Origin of the sequence: Indioceanicola profundi, assembly GCF_003568845.1 — a bacterium.
Classification (GTDB): domain Bacteria; phylum Pseudomonadota; class Alphaproteobacteria; order Azospirillales; family Azospirillaceae; genus Indioceanicola; species Indioceanicola profundi.
In genome coordinates this window covers 1,722,648-1,740,132 of record NZ_CP030126.1, presented here as the reverse complement: position 1 = coordinate 1,740,132, position 17,485 = coordinate 1,722,648, and the positions used below count along the sequence as shown (strand labels likewise).

General features: G+C 65.3%; 18 protein-coding genes and 1 tRNA gene. 13 read left to right on the top strand and 6 right to left on the bottom strand.

All coding sequences use genetic code 11. From position 1 onward, the window contains the following. The first annotated feature begins 46 nt into the window (after positions 1–46). On the top strand, positions 47–3,103 hold the full coding sequence (locus DOL89_RS08300) for a transglycosylase domain-containing protein (RefSeq protein ID WP_119678717.1): 3,057 nt from the start codon (positions 47–49) through the stop codon (positions 3,101–3,103). Here DOL89_RS08300 and DOL89_RS08295 read toward each other — a convergent pair. Next, positions 3,084–4,025 (bottom strand): L-lactate dehydrogenase, encoded by a 942-nt coding sequence (locus DOL89_RS08295; protein ID WP_119678716.1) that lies wholly within the window; start codon positions 4,023–4,025, stop codon positions 3,084–3,086. The genes DOL89_RS08300 and DOL89_RS08295 overlap by 20 nt on opposite strands. Before the next feature lie 162 nt (positions 4,026–4,187). On the opposite strand from DOL89_RS08295, the gene DOL89_RS08290 reads away from it, so the two are divergent. From DOL89_RS08290 to DOL89_RS08260, 7 genes are all read left to right on the top strand, one after another. Continuing rightward, the gene (locus DOL89_RS08290) at positions 4,188–4,829 is read left to right on the top strand and encodes an SCO family protein (protein WP_119678715.1); all 642 of its coding nucleotides are present in this window, start codon (positions 4,188–4,190) and stop codon (positions 4,827–4,829) included. Positions 4,830–4,839: 10 nt separating this feature from the next. Next, positions 4,840–5,376: a copper chaperone PCu(A)C gene (locus DOL89_RS08285; protein ID WP_119678714.1), complete on the top strand. Its 537-nt coding sequence runs from the start codon at positions 4,840–4,842 to the stop codon at positions 5,374–5,376. 309 nt (positions 5,377–5,685) lie between these two features. Beyond that, entirely contained in the window at positions 5,686–5,913 is a 228-nt protein-coding gene (locus DOL89_RS25490; RefSeq protein WP_225889728.1) for an AtpZ/AtpI family protein, read from the top strand. A gap of 7 nt (positions 5,914–5,920) precedes the next feature. Beyond that, positions 5,921–6,664, top strand: a complete 744-nt coding sequence (locus tag DOL89_RS08275) for a F0F1 ATP synthase subunit A (protein ID WP_225889727.1) — start codon at positions 5,921–5,923, stop codon at positions 6,662–6,664. A gap of 65 nt (positions 6,665–6,729) precedes the next feature. After that, positions 6,730–6,957 carry an ATP synthase subunit C family protein gene (locus tag DOL89_RS08270; protein WP_119678711.1) on the top strand — a complete coding sequence of 76 codons (228 nt, stop codon included), beginning with the start codon at positions 6,730–6,732 and terminating at the stop codon, positions 6,955–6,957. 194 nt (positions 6,958–7,151) lie between these two features. Next, positions 7,152–7,799: a F0F1 ATP synthase subunit B family protein gene (locus tag DOL89_RS08265; RefSeq protein WP_162937396.1), complete on the top strand. Its 648-nt coding sequence runs from the start codon at positions 7,152–7,154 to the stop codon at positions 7,797–7,799. Continuing rightward, on the top strand, positions 7,799–8,281 hold the full coding sequence (locus tag DOL89_RS08260) for a F0F1 ATP synthase subunit B family protein (protein WP_119678709.1): 483 nt from the start codon (positions 7,799–7,801) through the stop codon (positions 8,279–8,281). The genes DOL89_RS08265 and DOL89_RS08260 overlap by 1 nt, the downstream gene beginning before the upstream one ends. An 81-nt stretch (positions 8,282–8,362) precedes the next feature. Here DOL89_RS08260 and DOL89_RS08255 read toward each other — a convergent pair whose 3' ends face one another. The 4 genes from DOL89_RS08255 to DOL89_RS08240 form a co-directional block, all read right to left on the bottom strand. Continuing rightward, positions 8,363–9,319: a glucokinase gene (locus tag DOL89_RS08255; RefSeq protein ID WP_119678708.1), complete on the bottom strand. Its 957-nt coding sequence runs from the start codon at positions 9,317–9,319 to the stop codon at positions 8,363–8,365. A 5-nt stretch (positions 9,320–9,324) separates the two neighbouring features. Continuing rightward, the gene (gene otsA, locus DOL89_RS08250; protein WP_119678707.1) at positions 9,325–10,737 is read right to left on the bottom strand and encodes an alpha,alpha-trehalose-phosphate synthase (UDP-forming); all 1,413 of its coding nucleotides are present in this window, start codon (positions 10,735–10,737) and stop codon (positions 9,325–9,327) included. A 429-nt stretch (positions 10,738–11,166) separates the two neighbouring features. Beyond that, positions 11,167–11,724, bottom strand: a complete 558-nt coding sequence (locus DOL89_RS08245; protein WP_119678706.1) for a GNAT family N-acetyltransferase — start codon at positions 11,722–11,724, stop codon at positions 11,167–11,169. Between the two features lie 5 nt (positions 11,725–11,729). After that, positions 11,730–12,674, bottom strand: a complete 945-nt coding sequence (locus tag DOL89_RS08240) for an N-formylglutamate amidohydrolase (protein ID WP_119678705.1) — start codon at positions 12,672–12,674, stop codon at positions 11,730–11,732. Between the two features lie 180 nt (positions 12,675–12,854). On the opposite strand from DOL89_RS08240, the gene DOL89_RS08235 reads away from it, so the two are divergent. Further along, a tRNA-Val gene (locus DOL89_RS08235) sits at positions 12,855–12,929 on the top strand. Positions 12,930–13,247: 318 nt separating this feature from the next. On the opposite strand, the gene DOL89_RS08230 is transcribed toward DOL89_RS08235, so the two are convergent. Next, entirely contained in the window at positions 13,248–13,472 is a 225-nt protein-coding gene (locus tag DOL89_RS08230; RefSeq protein ID WP_119678704.1) for a hypothetical protein, read from the bottom strand. 154 nt (positions 13,473–13,626) lie between these two features. Here DOL89_RS08230 and DOL89_RS08225 point away from each other — a divergent pair, with 154 nt between their 5' ends. The 4 genes from DOL89_RS08225 to DOL89_RS08210 all read left to right on the top strand — a co-directional run bounded on the left by DOL89_RS08225 (position 13,627) and on the right by DOL89_RS08210 (position 17,456). Beyond that, complete coding sequence (locus DOL89_RS08225) at positions 13,627–13,902, top strand: GNAT family N-acetyltransferase (RefSeq protein ID WP_205574548.1); 276 nt, start codon at positions 13,627–13,629, stop codon at positions 13,900–13,902. Between the two features lie 109 nt (positions 13,903–14,011). After that, on the top strand, positions 14,012–15,550 hold the full coding sequence (locus tag DOL89_RS08220) for a dynamin family protein (protein WP_119678703.1): 1,539 nt from the start codon (positions 14,012–14,014) through the stop codon (positions 15,548–15,550). Between the two features lie 90 nt (positions 15,551–15,640). Further along, positions 15,641–16,249 carry a CDP-alcohol phosphatidyltransferase family protein gene (locus tag DOL89_RS08215; RefSeq protein WP_119678702.1) on the top strand — a complete coding sequence of 203 codons (609 nt, stop codon included), beginning with the start codon at positions 15,641–15,643 and terminating at the stop codon, positions 16,247–16,249. Positions 16,250–16,256: 7 nt separating this feature from the next. Continuing rightward, positions 16,257–17,456: an ABC transporter substrate-binding protein gene (locus tag DOL89_RS08210; protein ID WP_119678701.1), complete on the top strand. Its 1,200-nt coding sequence runs from the start codon at positions 16,257–16,259 to the stop codon at positions 17,454–17,456. The last annotated feature ends 29 nt before the right edge of the window (positions 17,457–17,485 follow it).

Genomic DNA, 17,485 nt, shown 5'->3' with positions numbered 1-17,485 from the left:
TTACCTCAGGCGGTCGGAGTACCGCCGGTGCAGGGGGTAGTTGGTGATGGCGCGTGCGCGGTGGGTGCGGGTGATGTCCTGGGGGCTGAGCCTGGCGCTGGTCGGCGGGGCGGGAGCTGCTGCGTATCACGAGATGAACGCATCCCGGTTCCAGTCGGAGTTTCTTGCCCGCTTCGGCAAGGACCTGACCTGGACCGTGCAGCGCGGCCCCAACCCGGATGTCCGATTCCCGGATCAGGGGCCGTATGACCTGCGGCTTGGTTACACCCGCATCCCGCAGTTCCTGGAACGTCTGACGGCCGGACCCTACAAGGTGGAAGCACAAGCCCGGCCAACCCCGGCCTTCCGCGATTATGTGGAGTTCGGCGGCTTCCCGCCATACCGGGAGAAGACCCGCGCCGGTCTGACGATCCATGACCGGTCCGGCGGCGTGCTGCACGACGCCCGCTTTCCGGAGCGGGTTTATGAGGGCTTCGACAGCGTTCCGCCGCTGGTTGCCAACACGCTCATGTTCATTGAAAATCGGGAGCTTCTGGACCCGAAGCATCCCCATCGCAACCCGGCGGTGGAGTGGGACCGCTTTGCGCTGGCGCTGGGCAGCATTCCGCTCCGCGCCATCGGCATGGATGCAGACAAGGCCGGCGGCTCCACCCTCGCCACCCAGATCGAGAAATACCGCCACTCCCCCGAAGGCCGTACCGGCAGCGGGGTTGAGAAGCTGCGGCAGATGATGAGCGCATCCGTCCGGGCCTATCTTGACGGGCCGGATACCACGGCTGCCCGTCACCAGATCCTGGTGGACTATCTGAACTCTACCCCGCTCTCGGCCAAGGCCGGACTGGGTGAGGTCAATGGAATCGGCGATGGTCTCTGGGCGTGGTTCGGCACCGACTTCACCGTCGCCAACCGCATTCTTCGCGCCACCCCGATGACCGAGGCGGAGCTGGCGACGCAGGCCGTGGTCTATAAGCAGGTCCTTGCCTTGCTGCTGGCACAGCGTCGTCCCAGCGCCTATCTGGCGCGCGAGCGGGCAGCCCTGGACGATCTGGCCAACCAGCACCTCCGAGCGCTGGAAAAGGCCGGCGTAGTGCCGGCGGCGCTGGCCGATGCCGCCCGTCATTTTCCGCTCCGCTTCCGGGAGCAGCCGCCCGTCCTGCCGCAGCCGGAGTTCGTGGAGCTGAAGGCGACCAACTCCATCCGGACCCGCCTGCTCCAGCTTCTCGGGCTCGGCAGCCTCTATGAGCTGGACCGGCTGGATCTGACGGTCGAGACGACGCTGGACCTTTCCGCCCAGAGTCGCGTCACCGATACGCTGAAGCAGCTTGCCACGCCGGAGGGGGCCCAGGCGCTGGGGCTGGTCGGGGACAGGCTGCTGAACAATGCCGATCCGTCGAAGGTGGTCTACAGCCTGACCGTCTTCGAGCGCACGCCCACCGCCAATCTGGTGCGGGTGCAGGTGGATACGCTGGACAAGCCGCTCGATCTCAATGAAGGCGCCAAGCTCGATCTCGGCTCCACGGCCAAGCTGCGGACCATGGTCAGCTATCTTGAGATCATCGCCAAACTGCATGGTCGGGTGAAAGGGCTGGAATCCTTCGAGATGGAGGCAGTGGCCGCCGACGCGCAGGACCGGCTGACCCAGTGGGTCACGCGCACCATGGCTGCCCGCAAGGCCCAGGGCGGCGGAACCATGCCGCTGGGCGAGCTGCTGGACCTCGCCATGCAACGGACCTTCTCCGCCAGCCCGGCGGAGCGGTTCTTCACCGGCGGCGGGCTGCACAGCTTCGGCAATTTCGATCACAAGGACGATGGCAAGATACTAACCGTGGCGGAGGCCTTCCGCCACTCCACCAATCTGGTCTTCATCCGGATCATGCGCGAGGTGGTGAATCACTACATCGCTGAGGGCCCGGCGCGGAAGGACGATGTGCTGGACGACCCGCGCCACCCGGCGCGCATGACTTATCTGGCCCGCTTCGCCGACCAGGAAGGCAGCCAGTTCCTCAACCGCTTCTGGGCCGACTACAAGGATCTCGACCCCGATCAGGCGCTGGACAAGCTGGCCGGGCGGTTGAAGAAGATCCCGGACCGGCTGGTCACGGTCTTCCGGTCCGCCCGGCCGAATGCCGGCGTGGCGGAGTTGCGCGCCTTCCTGGCTCGTCATCTCCCCGAAGGCGCACCGAACGATCAGCGTGTCCAGGCGCTCTATACGAAGTACGATCCGGCTGCCTGGAGCTTGAACGACCGCGGCTATATCGCCCGCATCCATCCGCTGGAACTGTGGCTGGTCGCCTATCTCCAGGACAGTCCGAAGGCCAAGCGGAAGGACATGCTGGAGCGGAGCGCCGAGTCCCGGCAGGAAAGCTATAGCTGGCTGTTCAAGTCACGCTCCACCCGGGCGCAGAACACCCGCATCGGCATGGTGCTGGAGGAGGAGGCCTTCGCCCGTATCCATGAGGAATGGAAGCGGCTGGGCTACCCCTTCGGCGCGCTGATCCCCAGCTATGCCACCTCGATCGGCAGCAGCGCCGACCGGCCCGGCGCGCTGGCGGAGCTGATGGGCATCATTCTGAACGACGGGGTCCGCCTGCCCACGGTCCGCGTCACGGAACTCCACTTCGCCGACGGTACGCCCTTCGAGACGCTGTTCGGTCTGGATGAGCAGACCGAGGGGCAGCAGGTGATGACGCCGGAGGTGGCCCAGGTGCTTCGCCGGCATCTTGCCGACATCGTGGAGAACGGCACCGCTCGCCGCGTCCAGGGGGCCTTCATCAATGGCGACGGCACGCCCATGGTGATCGGCGGCAAGACCGGCACCGGCGACCACCGGTTCGAGCGCTATGGACCGGGCGGCGCAGTGCTGGAAAGCCGGGTGGTCAACCGGACGGCCACCTTCGTCTTCTATGCAGGCGACCGGTTCTTCGGCGTCATCACCGCCCATGTCCAGGGGCAGGAGGCGGCGAAGTACCGCTTCACCTCCGCCCTGGCATCGCAGCTCCTGAAGGCGCTGGCCCCGGCTCTCCAGCCGCTGTTCACCCATGGGACCCAGACGGCGGAAAATGCGCAGGGGGCGGCAATGGAGCTTACAGCCGCACCCCGTTGAAGGCGTGGCGCAGGATTTCGGCACTGCGCTGAAGGCAGGCGGTCTCGCCCACGTCCAGGTCCGGCATCAGCGTGTCCACTACGCCGCCGCTTCCGATCATGCGGGGCAGGGACAGAGCCACATCCTGCACGCCCACCACCTCGGGCGTGACCATTGAGCAGGTCATCAAGGCCCGCTCATTGTTCACGATACACTCGGCGAGCCGCGCCAGACCGGCGCCGATGCCGTACCAGGTGGCGCCCTTGCCCTTGATGATCCGCGCGGCGGCGCAACGGACCTCGTCCTCGATGACATCGCGGTAAGCCGCGCACATCGGGCGGTTCAACTGATTGGCCGCTTCCACGACCGGCAGTCCGCCAGCTCTGGCCTGCGACCAGTGCAGCACCTCCGAATCGCCATGCTCGCCAAGCACATGGGCGTGCACCGACTTGGGGCTCACCCCCAGATGCTGGGCCAGCAGGGCACGGAACCGCGCGGTGTCCAGGATGGTGCCGGACCCGATGACCCGGCAGGAGGGCACGCCGTGGCGTGCGGCGATGACCGTGCAGATCTGGGTGATCACATCCACCGGGTTGGTGGCGACCAGGAAGATGGCATCCGGTGCGGCCTTCAGCACCTCCGGGATGATGTCGGCGAAGATTTCCGCGTTCCGGCACAGCAGGTCCAGCCGGCTTTCCCCCGGCTTCTGATTGACCCCGGCCGCCAGCACGACGATGCCGGCGCGGTTCAGGTCGGAATATTCGCCCGCCCGCACCGGCATGGGATGGGAAAAGGGCGTGGCATGCAGGATGTCGCGGGCCTGCGCATCCGCCAGGGCGGCGTTCTTGTCCACGATGACGAGGTCACTGCCCACGCCGCGCATGACCATGGCATAGGCCGCCGCACTTCCGACGAACCCGGCCCCGACGATGCCGATCCGCATGATATGTCCCCTTATCCGTTTCTTCGCTGAACCTAACAGCCGGTAACAGGCTATGGTTTGATGAAGGTCAATTCGGCGGTGTTCATTGCTGCGACCCGATGCCTCCTTTCAGCCTGACCGGCGGCTGCCTAGGTAGACCTACGACATTTGGGAGCTTCTGACATGAATGGTGGCCGCCTTCTGCGCATCGTCCTCATCCTGGTGCTGGGGCTCGGCATTGCCGGGCTGATCGCCTGGTGGACCATCCAACAGGATCAGGCGAATCGCACGGCGCAGGGCGGGGGCGGGATCACTGCCGTGGCGGTGCCGGAGGGCGTCAGCATCGGCGGACCCTTCGCGCTGACCGACCATACCGGGGCCGCTGTCACGGATGCCGATTACCAAGGCAAGTTCCGCCTGATCTTCTTCGGCTTCACCTTCTGTCCTGATATCTGCCCGACCGAGCTTCAGGTCATGGCGCAGGCGCTGGATGTACTCGGCCCAGCCGCGGAGGACGTGAAGCCCCTGTTCGTCACCATCGATCCAGAGCGGGACACGCCGGCGCAACTCGCCGAGTATGTGTCGTTGTTCGATGACCGGATCACCGGACTGACCGGCACGCCGGAGCAGATTGCCGATATCGCGCGCAAGTACCGGGTCTATTACGCCAAGGCTCCCGGCGACGCGGAGACATACCTCATGGACCACTCCACCTATACCTACCTCATGGGACCGGACGGCCAGTTCCTGACCGTCTTCCCGCGGGGAACGGATGCCGAGACCATGGCGAAGAGCATTCGCCAGTTCATGCAGGGGCAAAGCTGAGGAGCAGAACATGATCCGCCGTTTCGCAGCCGTCGCGCTCGTCTCCGCCGGCATTCTCGCGCCGATCGCCGCGTGGGCCGCCGACCGGCCCGCCGTCGAGCAGGCCTGGGCGCGGCCGACCACCAGCATGGCGAAAGCCGGCGGCGCATTCCTGGTGATCCGCGACGTGAGCGGAGAAGGGGACCGGCTGGTCTCGGCCAGTTCCCCCGTGGCGGAGAAGACGGAGCTGCACACCCATTCCATGGAGAACGGGGTTGCCCGGATGCGCCCGGTGGGAGAGCCGTTGGAACTGCCTGCTGGCGGCGTGCTGGAGATGCTTCCCGGCGGCAATCACGTCATGTTCATCGGCCTGAATGAGCGATTGGCGCCCGGCGCTACGGTTCCCCTGACGCTCAGCTTCGAGCGGGCCGGCGAAGTCGAGGTGGAAGTGCGTGTGCTCAAGGCCGGCGAGAAGCCGCCCGCTTCTGCGGAATCGAGCGGCGGTGGCCAGAACGGCGCGCATGACCATGGGGCGCACCACGATGCAGGGGCCGGTCACCACGACTGATGGGCAGGATTTCACGCCCGAATGGCTTAAGACGCCGCATCAAAGTGCCGCAGGGGCAGCGTATTTACTGAAATATCAATGACTTAATGCGGGGGTTTCCAGGCTTGACAGGGGTGGGACCGGCCCGTATGGTGCCGCCGCTTTCGCACGGCGTCGAACGCGGCGGCGGAAGGGGGACACATCGTGACAGATGACAGGCCTCCTCCAACGCTGGAGGACATCGAAGCAAGATTGCGGAACGCCAGGCGCCAGGCTGGCATGGACCCGCCCGAACCCCTGCCGGGGCAGGAGGGGGGATCCAACGGGGACATGGCACTGGGGATGCGCATCGCTGTCGAGCTGGTGGCAGGGGTTGTCCTCGGCCTCTTGCTGGGCCTCGGTCTGGATCGCTGGCTGGGCACTGCGCCTTGGGGCCTGATCGTGATGGTCCTGGTCGGCGCGGTTGCGGGGTTCATGAACGTGTACCGTGTGGCCTCGGGCCAAGGGTATGCGGCAGGCTTCAAAGAGTCCCGGAATCCTCGGGACCATGTGGAATGAGGGTGACGTGGCTGGTCCGCTGGAGCAATTCGAGATCGTCAGACTGATCCCGCTGCCGGTCGGTGGGCTTGACCTCTCTTTCACCAACTCGGCGCTGCACATGGTTCTGGCCGTGGTGCTGGCCGCCGTTCTGCTGGTAGTCGGCATGCGTGGACGCGCCATGGTGCCGGGTCGCCTGCAGTCGATGGCGGAAATTCTGTACGAACTTGTCGCCGGAATGGTGAAAGAGAATGCGGGAGAGAAGGCTCGCCCGTACTTTCCCTTCATCTTCTCCCTGTTCGTCTTCGTCCTGTTCGGCAACCTGCTGGGCCTGATCCCCACGGCCTTTACCTTCACCAGCCACATCATCGTCACCTTCTCGCTGGCGATGGTCGTGTTCCTGTTCGTGACGGTTCTGGGCATTGCCCGGCATGGCCTGCACTTCTTCCATCTGTTCCTACCGGAGGGCACGCCGCTTTGGCTGGCGCCGCTGGTGGTGCCGATTGAGGTCATCTCCTACTTCGTCCGCCCGATCAGCCTGTCTGTCCGTCTGTTCGCCAACATGCTGGCAGGCCACACCATGCTGAAGGTGTTCGCCGGCTTCTCGGTGAGCTTGGCCGGAATGGGCGCCATCGGTGCGATCGGCGGGCTTGTGCCTGTTGCCCTGAACGTGGCGCTGTTCGCCCTCGAGTTTCTTGTGGCCGGTATTCAGGCCTATGTTTTCGCGCTGCTGAGCTGCGTGTACCTACGCGACTCGCTGGAACTGCACTGATCCGGCTGTCGATCCTATCCCACCCTTCGAGTTCTTCGACTCGCTCTAACCAGAGGATTGTTGAAATGGAAATCGCTGAAGCCGCAAAGTTCATCGGCGCCGGTATCGCCATGCTGGCCCTGTGGGGCGTCGGCATGGGCCTGGGCAACCTGTTCTCCGGCCTGTATCAGGCTGCGGCCCGCAACCCGGCCGCCATCCCGGCCTACCGTACCTTCATCTTCATCGGCTTCGCCCTGACCGAGGCGGTCGGCCTGTTCGCCCTCGTCATCGCCTTCCTGATCCTGTTCAGCTAAGAACGGGTTCGGTGGCCGCCGCCCGGCGGCTGCGCTTCAGCACCGGTCGATCCGCCGTTGCATTCGATCCTTGTTGATCGTCGATGCAACGGCGGTCGTCTATCGACATCCGCTTTGCCGGGTGGCGAACGGTGTTGCCGGAAAACAGGCGAAGCTCCGCCCTGGCGGGCGGGCTTGAGTGAATGGGTGCCAACATGCGTATCGACAGCCTGAAGCGCTGGGGCCTGTGCGCCGGCATCGCCCTGCTGGGCGGCGCGTTGCTGGTCGACCCCGCCTTTGCCCAAGGGGCCGCCGAGGCCATTGGCGAGGCTGCGTCGGGGCAGGGGCCGGACGACCACCACAGCGGCGGTCTTCCACAGTTGAACCCGGCCAACTATGCGTCACAGATATTCTGGACGCTGGCGACCTTCGGTCTCCTTCTCTGGCTGATGTCCAAAGTCGCCCTGCCGCGCGTCGGCGAGGTGCTGCAGGCCCGCCAGGAAAAGATTGCCAACGACCTGGACAAAGCGGCGGCCCTCAAGGCCGAGGCCGAGCAGGTCATGCAGGCTTACGAAAAGGCTGAAGCGGAGGCCCGCGCCAACGCACAGCGCATCATGGCCGAAACAGTTGCCGCTGCGGATGCCGACGCTGCACAGCGTTTTCGTGAGCTCGACGCGGAGTTGACGCAGCGCAGCCGCGCGGCGGAAGAGAATATCCGTGTCGCAAAGGAAAATGCGATCCAGTCTCTGCGCAACGTCTCCGTCGAGGCGGCGCAGTCCGCGGTGGAGCGTTTGGTTGGCCTGAGCCTGTCGGCCGACACGGTCACGACCGCCGTGGACGACGTGCTGAAGGAGCGTGCGTGATGTTGGAGAATCCGTATTTCTGGGTTGCGCTGGCCTTCCTGATCTTTGTCGCCATCGTCGCAAAGATGGCGGGCAAGACGATTGTCGAGGCTCTCGACACCCGTGCCGACCGTATCCGCCAGGAGTTGGAGCAGGCGCAGCAGCTGCGTGAGGATGCGCAGGCCGCCCTGGCCCAGTATCAGCGCAAGCAGCGCGACGCGCTGAAGGACGCCGAGGAGATACTGACGCATGCGCGGGAAGAGGCGCAGCGCATCCGCCAGCAGGCAGCAGTCGATCTGGAGGCATCGCTGAAGCGCCGTGAGGCACAGGCGATGGATAAGATCGCCCAGGCAGAGTCTCAGGCCGTGCAGCAGGTCCGGGAGTTGGCTGTGGATGTGGCGATCGCCGCGACTGAGCGGCTGCTGGTCCAGAATATGGACCGCACCCGCAACGACCAGCTCGTCGACGCGGCCATCAAGAACCTGCCGGCCAATCTGCACTGAGCAGACAGGCAGCGTTGAAATAGAAAGGGCGCCCATCGAGGCGCCCTTTCTATTTCCGGGTACTGTGCTGGATGAACCCCGTTACGACTTCCTGAGCTGCGCCTGTAGCCCGACGAAGGCCGGGTAAGGGTGGGTGACCACATAAGTCGGGATCGGTCCCAGGAAGTCGCGCATCCGGCCCTTCTCAACGAAGCGCTTGCGGAACCGGCTGTGCCTCAGGAAGGACAGAATTTTCGGCGCGATGCCACCGGCCACGTAGACGCCGCCGCGCGCTCCCAGTGTGAGGGCGAGATTTCCAGCCACCGTGCCCAGCATGGCGCAGAACATCTCCAGCGCCTCCTGGCTGGCCGGGTCTCGTCCCTCCAGCCCTCGGGTCGAGATTTCAGCCGCTGTGAGCTGCTCCGGCTCCCGCCCATCAATGACGACCAGCGCTTCGTAGAGGTTGACAAGACCCGGACCGGAAAGGACCCGTTCGGCCGAGACGTGCTCGAACCGCTTGCGCAGTTGGGCCAGCACTGCGCCTTCGCGGTCGGAGACCGGCGCCATCGTCACATGGCCGCCCTCGGTGGCCAGGGCCGTCCAGCCTTGGATTCCGGGGATCAGGGCCGAAACGCCGAGACCGCTGCCGGGCCCAAGTACCCCCACCGGGGCCTGGGCTACCGGCGCACCGTCCCCAACCTGCGCCAGATCGTCCGGCCCCAGCTCGGGCATCGACAGGGCCACGGCGGTGAAGTCGTTGATGACGTCAAGCCGCTCCAGCTCCAGCTCCCGCCTGACGTTCGCGATGGAAAATTCCCATGGCAGATTCGTCATGCGGATGATGTCGCCAGTCACGGGGGAGGCGACAGCAAATGCGGCACGGGCCGGCCGAACCAAGCCATTCTGCTGCGCCAGATAGGCTTTCGCCGCATCGGCCAGCGAAGCGTAATCCGCGCAACGCAGCACCCTCTCTGCGAACGCTCCGTCCGGCCCGACCAAGGCGAACCGGGCATTGGTGCCGCCGATGTCGGCGATCAGGGACAGTGTTATGTCACTCATTGAAGTCAGTCTGCCGATCCCAGGCCATAGAGCGTGTCCACATAGACTTCACGCCAATGCGTGATGTCGTTCGCGACGATCACCTTCATCATGGACTCGAACCGCTCACGACGTTCCGCCAAAGGCATGGTCAGAGCCCGTTGAAGATTCTCGGCAACCGCGCGGATGTCATAGGGATTGACAATCAGGGCGGCGTCAAGCTCCTTCGCCGCGCCGGCAAAACGGGAGAGGACCAGTACGCCGGGATCTTCCGGGTTCTGGCAGGCGACATATTCCTTGGCGACCAGATTCATGCCGTCCCGCAGCGGCGTAACCAGCCCGATCCGGGCATTCCGATAAAAGCCCGCCAAACTCTTCCGGCTGAAGCTCTTGTTGAGATAGCGGATCGGCACCCAATCGAATTCGGCGAAGCGTCCGTTGATATGGCCGGCCAGCGTCTCCAACTCCCGGCGGATCGCCTGGTACTCGGCCACATCGGTGCGGGAAGGCGGCGCGACCTGCATGAAGCTGACCTGACCACGATTGCCCGGATAGGCATCCAGCAAGGCCTGGAACGCCTCGAACCGCTGCGGCAGGCCCTTGGAGTAGTCCAGGCGGTCCACACCGATGATCAGGGCCCGTCCGCCCAGGCTGTCCCGCAGACGCTGCGTCTGGGCCATGTCGGCCGCTTGGGTGGCCAGATCGATCATGGTCTGGGTTTCGATGCTGATAGGAAAGGCGCGGGCGATCGCGGTCCGACCGAAGGCATGCACCCGCACGCCGCTCCAGCCGGGCGGCCCTTCCTCCAATTCCTCGACCAATCCGCCGGCTTCGTACCGGATGTAGTTGGCGAAGCAGCGCAGGTCGGCTTCGGTCTGGAAGCCCACCAGGTCGTAAGCGCAGAGATTCCGGACGATGGATTCGTGCCCGGGAAGCGCGACCAGGATCTCGGGTGCAGGGAAGGGGGTGTGGAGGAAGAAGCCCATCCGCTGCGACAGCCCCATCGTCCGAAGCTGCTCCGCGAACGGAATCAGGTGATAGTCGTGCACCCAAACGAGATCGTCCGGCTCCAGCAGTGGGGCCAGACGGGATGCGAAGAGGCCGTTGACCCGCTGGTAGCCTGCATAGGTCCGGCCGGAGAAGCTGGCGAGGTCCAGGCGGAAATGGAACAGGGGCCACAGGGTCGAGTTGGCGAAACCGTTGTAGTACTCGTCGAGATCGCGCTTACTCAGCCCCATGGTGGCATAGGTCAGCCGGCCGACCTGATTTATATCAGGCGGACCCGACTCCGTGTTTTCCGTGGTCGTCCCGTTCCAGCCGAACCAGATGCCGCCGCGGCTTTTCAGCGCTTCCAGGATGGCCACTGCAAGGCCGCCAGCCTGCTGCTTGCCCTCCTCGGCCGGGGCTACTCGATTCGAAACGACGACGAGACGGCTCACTGCTCCTGTCCTCCGGGGTTCCGGGCTGCCGCCTGACATACCAGGCAACAGGAAACAGGCCTCCCAGGCCTGCGGTTCGGGAGCAGACCATAGCGGTGTGCCCGATGTTCTACATCCTAGACCCTTGGACTGTCCGACCGGCAAAGGCTTCCGGTCGGCTTAGCACTTTCGTTCCCTCCAGCGGCGCTGCACTGCGGCATCATTGTCGGTGCCGGCTCTCCCGCTGAGCCTGTCTGTACAGCTAGCATTTTGAAGCAGATGGATTTTTCCCTTGATTACCGGTGGAGGGGCGGGCTTATATTGCAGTGCGGCATGGGTTGCTTCCAGTGATCCTGCCGTAACGCACTTCTTGGGCGTTTCCTCCCTAAACTCAGGCCGTGCCGTTGGGCACGGCCTTTTTCTTTGCGTATTGCGGCGCGATGAGACGGTTCACGGCGGAGGCAAGTCGCTGCCATCGCCGAGCGGGCGCTGCATGATCATCAAGTCCAGCCAGCCGCCGAACTTGGCCCCGGCTCCAGGAATGGCGCCGACCTCCAGAAAGCCGTGCCGACGGTGCAGGGCGATGCTCGCTACATTACGGCGGTCGCCGATCACCGCCACCATCCGGCGATGGCCGAGAGCCGTACACCGGCTGATCAGTTCACCCATCAGCATCGACGCGACGCTCCGGCCCCGCGCCCACTCGGCGACATAGACGGAATTTTCCACTGTATGCCTGTAGGCGGGTCGGGTTCGGAAGGGGCTGGCATAGGCGTAGCCTGCGACCCGTCCATCATGTTCAGCCACGAGCCACGGCAGGCCAGCGGCCTGAACCTCCGTCAAACGTCGGCGCATCTCCGTCGGATCGGGGGCGGCAAACTCGTAACTGGCTGTGCCGGCCAGGACCTCCGGCCCGTAGATGGCAGCGATTGCAGCCGAATCGTCCGGCCCGGCATCCCTCAGAGTCAGAATGGGACGTTTCAGCGTTACGGAGGGCGCCTCATCCATGTGGTTCACCGTCGCGTCGGCAAAAGGGCGCTGGCTTGCAGCCTGCCCAGGGCCGTGACCAGCTCCGCCATGTGTTGGGCAAGGCTGGAAATGAAGGGCCGTCGCTCCAACGTCCGCTCTTCCATGTAGAGCGCCCGATTGATCTCGATCTGCAATGCATGCACTCCGTCGGCGGTGCGCCCATAATGTCGCGTGGTATGGCCGCCGGCATAGGGGGCATTGCGTCCGACGCCGTATCCCTGTGTCCGCAACACCATCTCCGCCGCCGTGATCACAGCCGGAACGCAGGAACTGCCATAACAGTCGCCCAGCACCATGTCGAGTTTGCCCCCGGCGGCGATCTCGGGCGGCAGTCCGATGGACGGCATGGAATGGCAGTCGAGCAGGATGCAGTAGCCGAACTGCGCCTGCGTCTCCTCGATCAGGCCTCTCAACGCGGCGTGATAGGGAAAATAGCAGCGCTCCACCCGTCGCAACGCGTCACGGAAGCGCAGCTTGCCAGCATAAATATTCTCTCCACTGGCGACGATCCGGGCAATGGTTCCAAGGCCGGCCTGCACCCGCGCACTTCGGCTGTTCACATAGGACGGTACCGGTCCGTCGAACATGGCCGGGTCCAACTCGAACGGCTCCCGGTTCGGGTCCAGATAGGCGCGCGGGAACAGGGCGGAAATCAGCGGCGCGCCAAGATCGGCAGCGGGCGCGAAAATCTCATCGACGAAGCAGTCCTCCGACCGCCGGAGGGACAACGCGTCCAGCCGGGATGAGGCCAGGAACTCCATTGGATAGTTCCGGCCGCTGTGGGGCGACGCCAGTACCAGGGGCAGGGTCTGGACCGCTGGCCTGCGGATGTGGAAAACGGCATCCCCGTCCGCGGCATCCTGGTCCGGAGCGGCTGTGGAGCCTGGGCCCGCGCTGATGTCCGGGGGGCTGAAGGAGGGGCGGTCCATGTGCTTCATCTAGCGGATAACACGGCGGCATGCCACCGCGCCAAGCGGCCGGCAAAAAAAAGCGCATGTCCCGGAAATCGAAGGGTTGCCAACCCCGAAGCAGGGTGCTACAAGCCCGCCTCGCTACGGGGCGCTGCCCCGCGGCGGCTCTGGCGAAAGCCGGAGCGACCCCAAGGGATCGGGCGCGTAGCTCAGCGGGAGAGCACTACGTTGACATCGTAGGGGTCACAGGTTCAATCCCTGTCGCGCCCACCATCCCTTTCAAAGCCTGCCAGTTCAGCAGGCGAGCCGCAAAGCGGTTCCAGTAGATAATCTGCCCAGAATTAGAATCAGGTATCCACATCGGAGGCCGCTACGGTCCCCGGCGCATGATCATCCGGCGTCGGCGCTTGGCCCGGATATCTTCCAGATGTTCATTGCGGGCTTCTGAAACGGACTCGGCGTTTTCTGTTCGGTCCTGGACCGTGGATGGTGCTTGGCTGCAGCCGGCAGCCAGAACGGCCGCGCCGACGATGAGAAGCCCCATCCGCATTTCGGTCAGACTAGGGATATAGCGTCGGATACTGGCCAGAATCAACCTTCCGGCCTGATGGGTCTGCCCAGGATTTCGCACCGCTCGATATCGTTGAAGCAGTAGTGCATCAAGGCGGCGCACTCCCCGGTCGAAAGGCCGGCATATGTGCATTCCTCGGCAATCCTCTCCTCAAACTCCTGCTCACCGTTGTCCGGCGCGGATGCGTCCTGCCCGCTGCAAGCAGCGAGCACAACGGTCAGCAGGGCTGCAGCGGCACACCTCATTTCCCGGTCCCCCTGCGGTCCACAGCCTTACGGGACGCGACCGGTGCAACCGATGCCGGGCGGGTATGTTGCGGAGGAGGAGGGGCGGGTGCAGATCGCCCATATAGCTGTTGGTCGGTGGGCGCCATGCGCCCTTGATGAACTGGACAGGTGGATGATGAGCGACGTCAGGGACAATACCGAGCAGGATCGGTATGAGCTTGAGCAGGATGGAATGATCGCGTTCGCCGACTACCGCCGAAGCGGCAACAGCGTCCGTATCTCGCATGTGGAAGCGCCGATCCCACTGCGCGGCACCGGCGCTGCCGACCGGCTGATGCGCGGCATCACGGACATCGCGCGCCGTGACGGGCTGACCATTTTTCCCCTATGCAGCTATGCCGCGGCCTGGATGCGCCGTCACAAGGAAGTACAGGACCTTCTCGGTTAAAGCAGCTTCGACACCTCGGCTGGATGGGCTCATTCTCTCTTGCGCATGGCACAAGACACCGCTTTGCGGTGTTCCCCCCATTGCGCGCGCATAAAAAGAGGGACGCCCCATGGCACGTTCAATGATCCGGCGCAGGATCGATAACCTGCGCAAGCATCTGCAAGAAGAGAATCCGGATCTGGTTGGGCTGGTCGATTCATATGGTCGAATGGACCAGGTGCTCCACCGGATGCGGCTGCTCGATCCGGAGGACACGCTGACCAACCGGATCGGCTGGTGGCCGGTCGTATCCCTGGTCGGCCTCTACTCCTCGGGGAAGAGCACGCTGATCAATGATCTTCTGGGCCTCAAGGTCCAGCGGACGGGCAATCAGGCGGTGGACGACAAGTTCACCGTGCTTTGCCACGGGACGGAGCTGCGGGAACTGCCGGGAACGGCGCTGGATGTCGATCCCCGGTTCCCGTTCCACGCCATGGGCGACGAGATCGAGAAGGCCGTCCCCGGCGAAGGCAAGATGGTCAACCGCTTCCTGGCCCTGAAGACGGTTCCGTCGGAGCAGCTCAAGGGCATGATCCTGGTGGACAGCCCCGGCTTCGACAGCGACGAGTACAGGGCGGCCACGCTGCGTCTGATCGACCATATCCTGGACCTGTCCGACCTGACGCTGGTGGTCTTCGATGCCCGCAAGCCGGAGCCGGGCGTCATGCGGGACACGCTGGAGAAGCTGGTCGCCCGCATCAAGGACCGGGCGGATGCGAACAAGTTCCTGTTCGTGCTGAACCAGATCGACGCCACCTCCCGCGAGGACAATCTGGAGGAGGTGGTGGGCGCCTGGCAGCGGGCGCTGGCCAGCGTCGGCATCACCGGGGGCCGGTTCTATTCGATCTACAGCACCGCCGCCTCCACGGGTTCCGACATCCAGATCCGCCTGCAGGAGATCAGCCGGCGCGATACCCGTGAAATCCGCCAGCGCATCCACGAGGTGCCGTCGGTGCGCGGCTACCGGGTCGCGAACAGCCTGGAGGCGATCACCAAGGATCTGCGGGAGGACGTGATCCCCGGGCTGACCGCCGCTCTTGGCCGTTGGCGCAAGGCGACCAGCCGCATCACCTGGGGCGCCATCATCCTGGCCCTGGTTGCGGCCGGCGTTATCGCCGGTCTGGTCATCGGCGATCCCTTCGCGAACATCGACGTGAACAGCCCCTGGTTCTGGGGTACTGCCGGCCTGCTGATCCTGCTGGTGCTGGCGGCACGCTGGATCGGCGGCAAGATGGTGGCCCGGCGGATCGCCCGCGAGCTGCCGGAGCGCCGGGGCACCTTCGCCCTGGAGATGAGGCGCGCCTTCCTGGCCGCGACCAGCTTCCCGCTGTTCCTGCGCAAGCGGCCAGTGGGTTGGTCGAAGGGCACCGACCGGAAGCTGGACCGTATCCATGAGGAAGTGGCGGCGGAGGTCCGGCGCATGAACGACCGCTATGCCCGTCCCGGCACCGGTTCGGAAGGCGCCGGACCGGGCTTCGCACCCCCACCGGTGGAAGTCGCCCATGCACCCGCCGTCCCGGTCCAGTCCGCACCGCCCCAGGCGGCCCGGACGGTCGAGGTTGTGGAGCCGGAGCGGGATATCGGCCGTACGGCCGGGGCCCAGGGCTGACCCCCGCGGCACGCCCGCCTTGTTCGGTGCTGGACAAGGCGGGCGGGCGCGTGCAGGTGAGATGGCATCCGAAGCGAGCCCGGGTGGCACATGCTGGATGCGAGCCTGCGGCGGTTGATCGATCCGCCCCTGAACAGTGCCGGAGTGCGGCTGGGCCGGCTCGGCATGCCTGCCACTGCCGTGACGCTGGCGGGCTTTGCGGTGGGAGTGGCCAGCTTCCCCTTCCTCGCCGCCCAGATGTATGGCTGGGCGCTGCTCTGCATCGGGTTGAACCGGCTGGCGGACGGGTTGGACGGGGCAATTGCGCGCGCCCGTGGCCCCACCGACCTGGGCGGCTATCTGGATATCACGCTGGACTTCCTGTTCTATGCCGGCGTGCCGGTGGCCTTCGCCTTCGGCAGGCCGGAATTCGCCCTGCATGCCGCCGTGCTGGTCTTCAGCTTCGTCGGCACCATGGCGAGCTTCCTGGCCTTCGCCATCATCGCCGCCAAACGCGGCATCACCACGGCCGAGCGGGGCGCCAAGGCCATCTATTACCTGGGCGGGCTGGCGGAAGGGACGGAGACCATCATCTTCCTGGCGCTGGCCTGTCTGCTGCCGGACCTGTTCGGCTGGCTGGCTGGCGTGTTCGCAGCCATGTGCTGGATCACCACCGGTTCCCGCATCGCCCAGGCCGTGCTGACCTTCCGCGACGAGTAGGACTTCCATGCACCGCCTGGCCGCCACCCTGATCGCCCTGCTGGCCGTGCTGGCGGCGCCTGTGCAGGCGCAGCAGCGGAGCTGGGCCGAGATCGAGGCGGCGGCGCGGGGGCAGGCGGTCTACTGGCGGGCCTGGGCGGGGGACGGGAAGGTCAACGCCTTCATCACCTGGGCCGCCGCCATCCTGCGGGAGCGGAACGGGATCGAGCTGCATCATGTGAAGGATGACGATCCCGGCAATGCGGTCACCGCGGTGCTGGCGGAGAAGGCGGCCGGAGTCGCCAGCGGGGGCAAGCAGGATCTGCTCTGGCTGAACGGCGAGAATTTCGCGGCCATGAAGGAGAACGGGCTGCTGCACGGTCCCTTCACCCATCTGCTGCCGAACTTCGCCCTGGTGGATACGGAGGGGAAGCCGACCACGCTGGTCGACTTCACCGTGCCGACGGACGGCTATGAGAGCCCGTGGGGCATGGCGCAGCTCACCTTTTATTACGATAGCGAAACGGTCGAGCGGCCGCCCCGCAGCATTCCGGCGATCCTGGAATGGGCGGCGGAGAATCCCGGACGCTTCACCTATCCGGCTCCGCCGGATTTCACCGGTTCCACCTTCCTGAAGCAGGCGCTGCTGGAGCTTGCGCCCGACCGGTCCGTGTTCGCCGAACCCGTGACGGATGCCGGGTTCGAGACCGCGTCGGCCCCGCTCTGGGCCTATCTGGACCGGCTGCATCCCCACCTTTGGCGCGGCGGGCGGGCTTTCCCGCCGAACTATCCGCGGATGCGGCAGCTTGTAGACGACGGAGAGGTGGACATCGCCTTCGCCTTCAATCCGGCGGAGGCGGCGAGTGCCGCGTCGCTGGGGCTGCTTCCGGAGTCGGTGCGGGCCTATGTGCTGGAGGGCGGCACCATCGCGAATACGCACTTCGTCGCCATCCCTTTCAACTCCTCGGCCAAGGAGGGGGCGCTGGTGGTGGCGAATTTCCTGCTGTCGCCGGAAGCCCAGGCCCGCAAGGCCGACCCGGCGCTCTGGGGCGATCCGACCGTGCTGGACATGGACAAGCTTTCGCCGGACCAGCGGGCGCTGTTCGACCGGCTGGAAAGGCCGCCCGCCATGCCCCCTGAGGGCGATCTTTCCCGGACCCTGCCGGAGCCGCATCCAAGCTGGATGGTGCGTATCGAGGAGGAATGGAAACGGCGCTATGCCGACTAGCGAAGGCGGAGGACAAGGCGTGCCGCAGG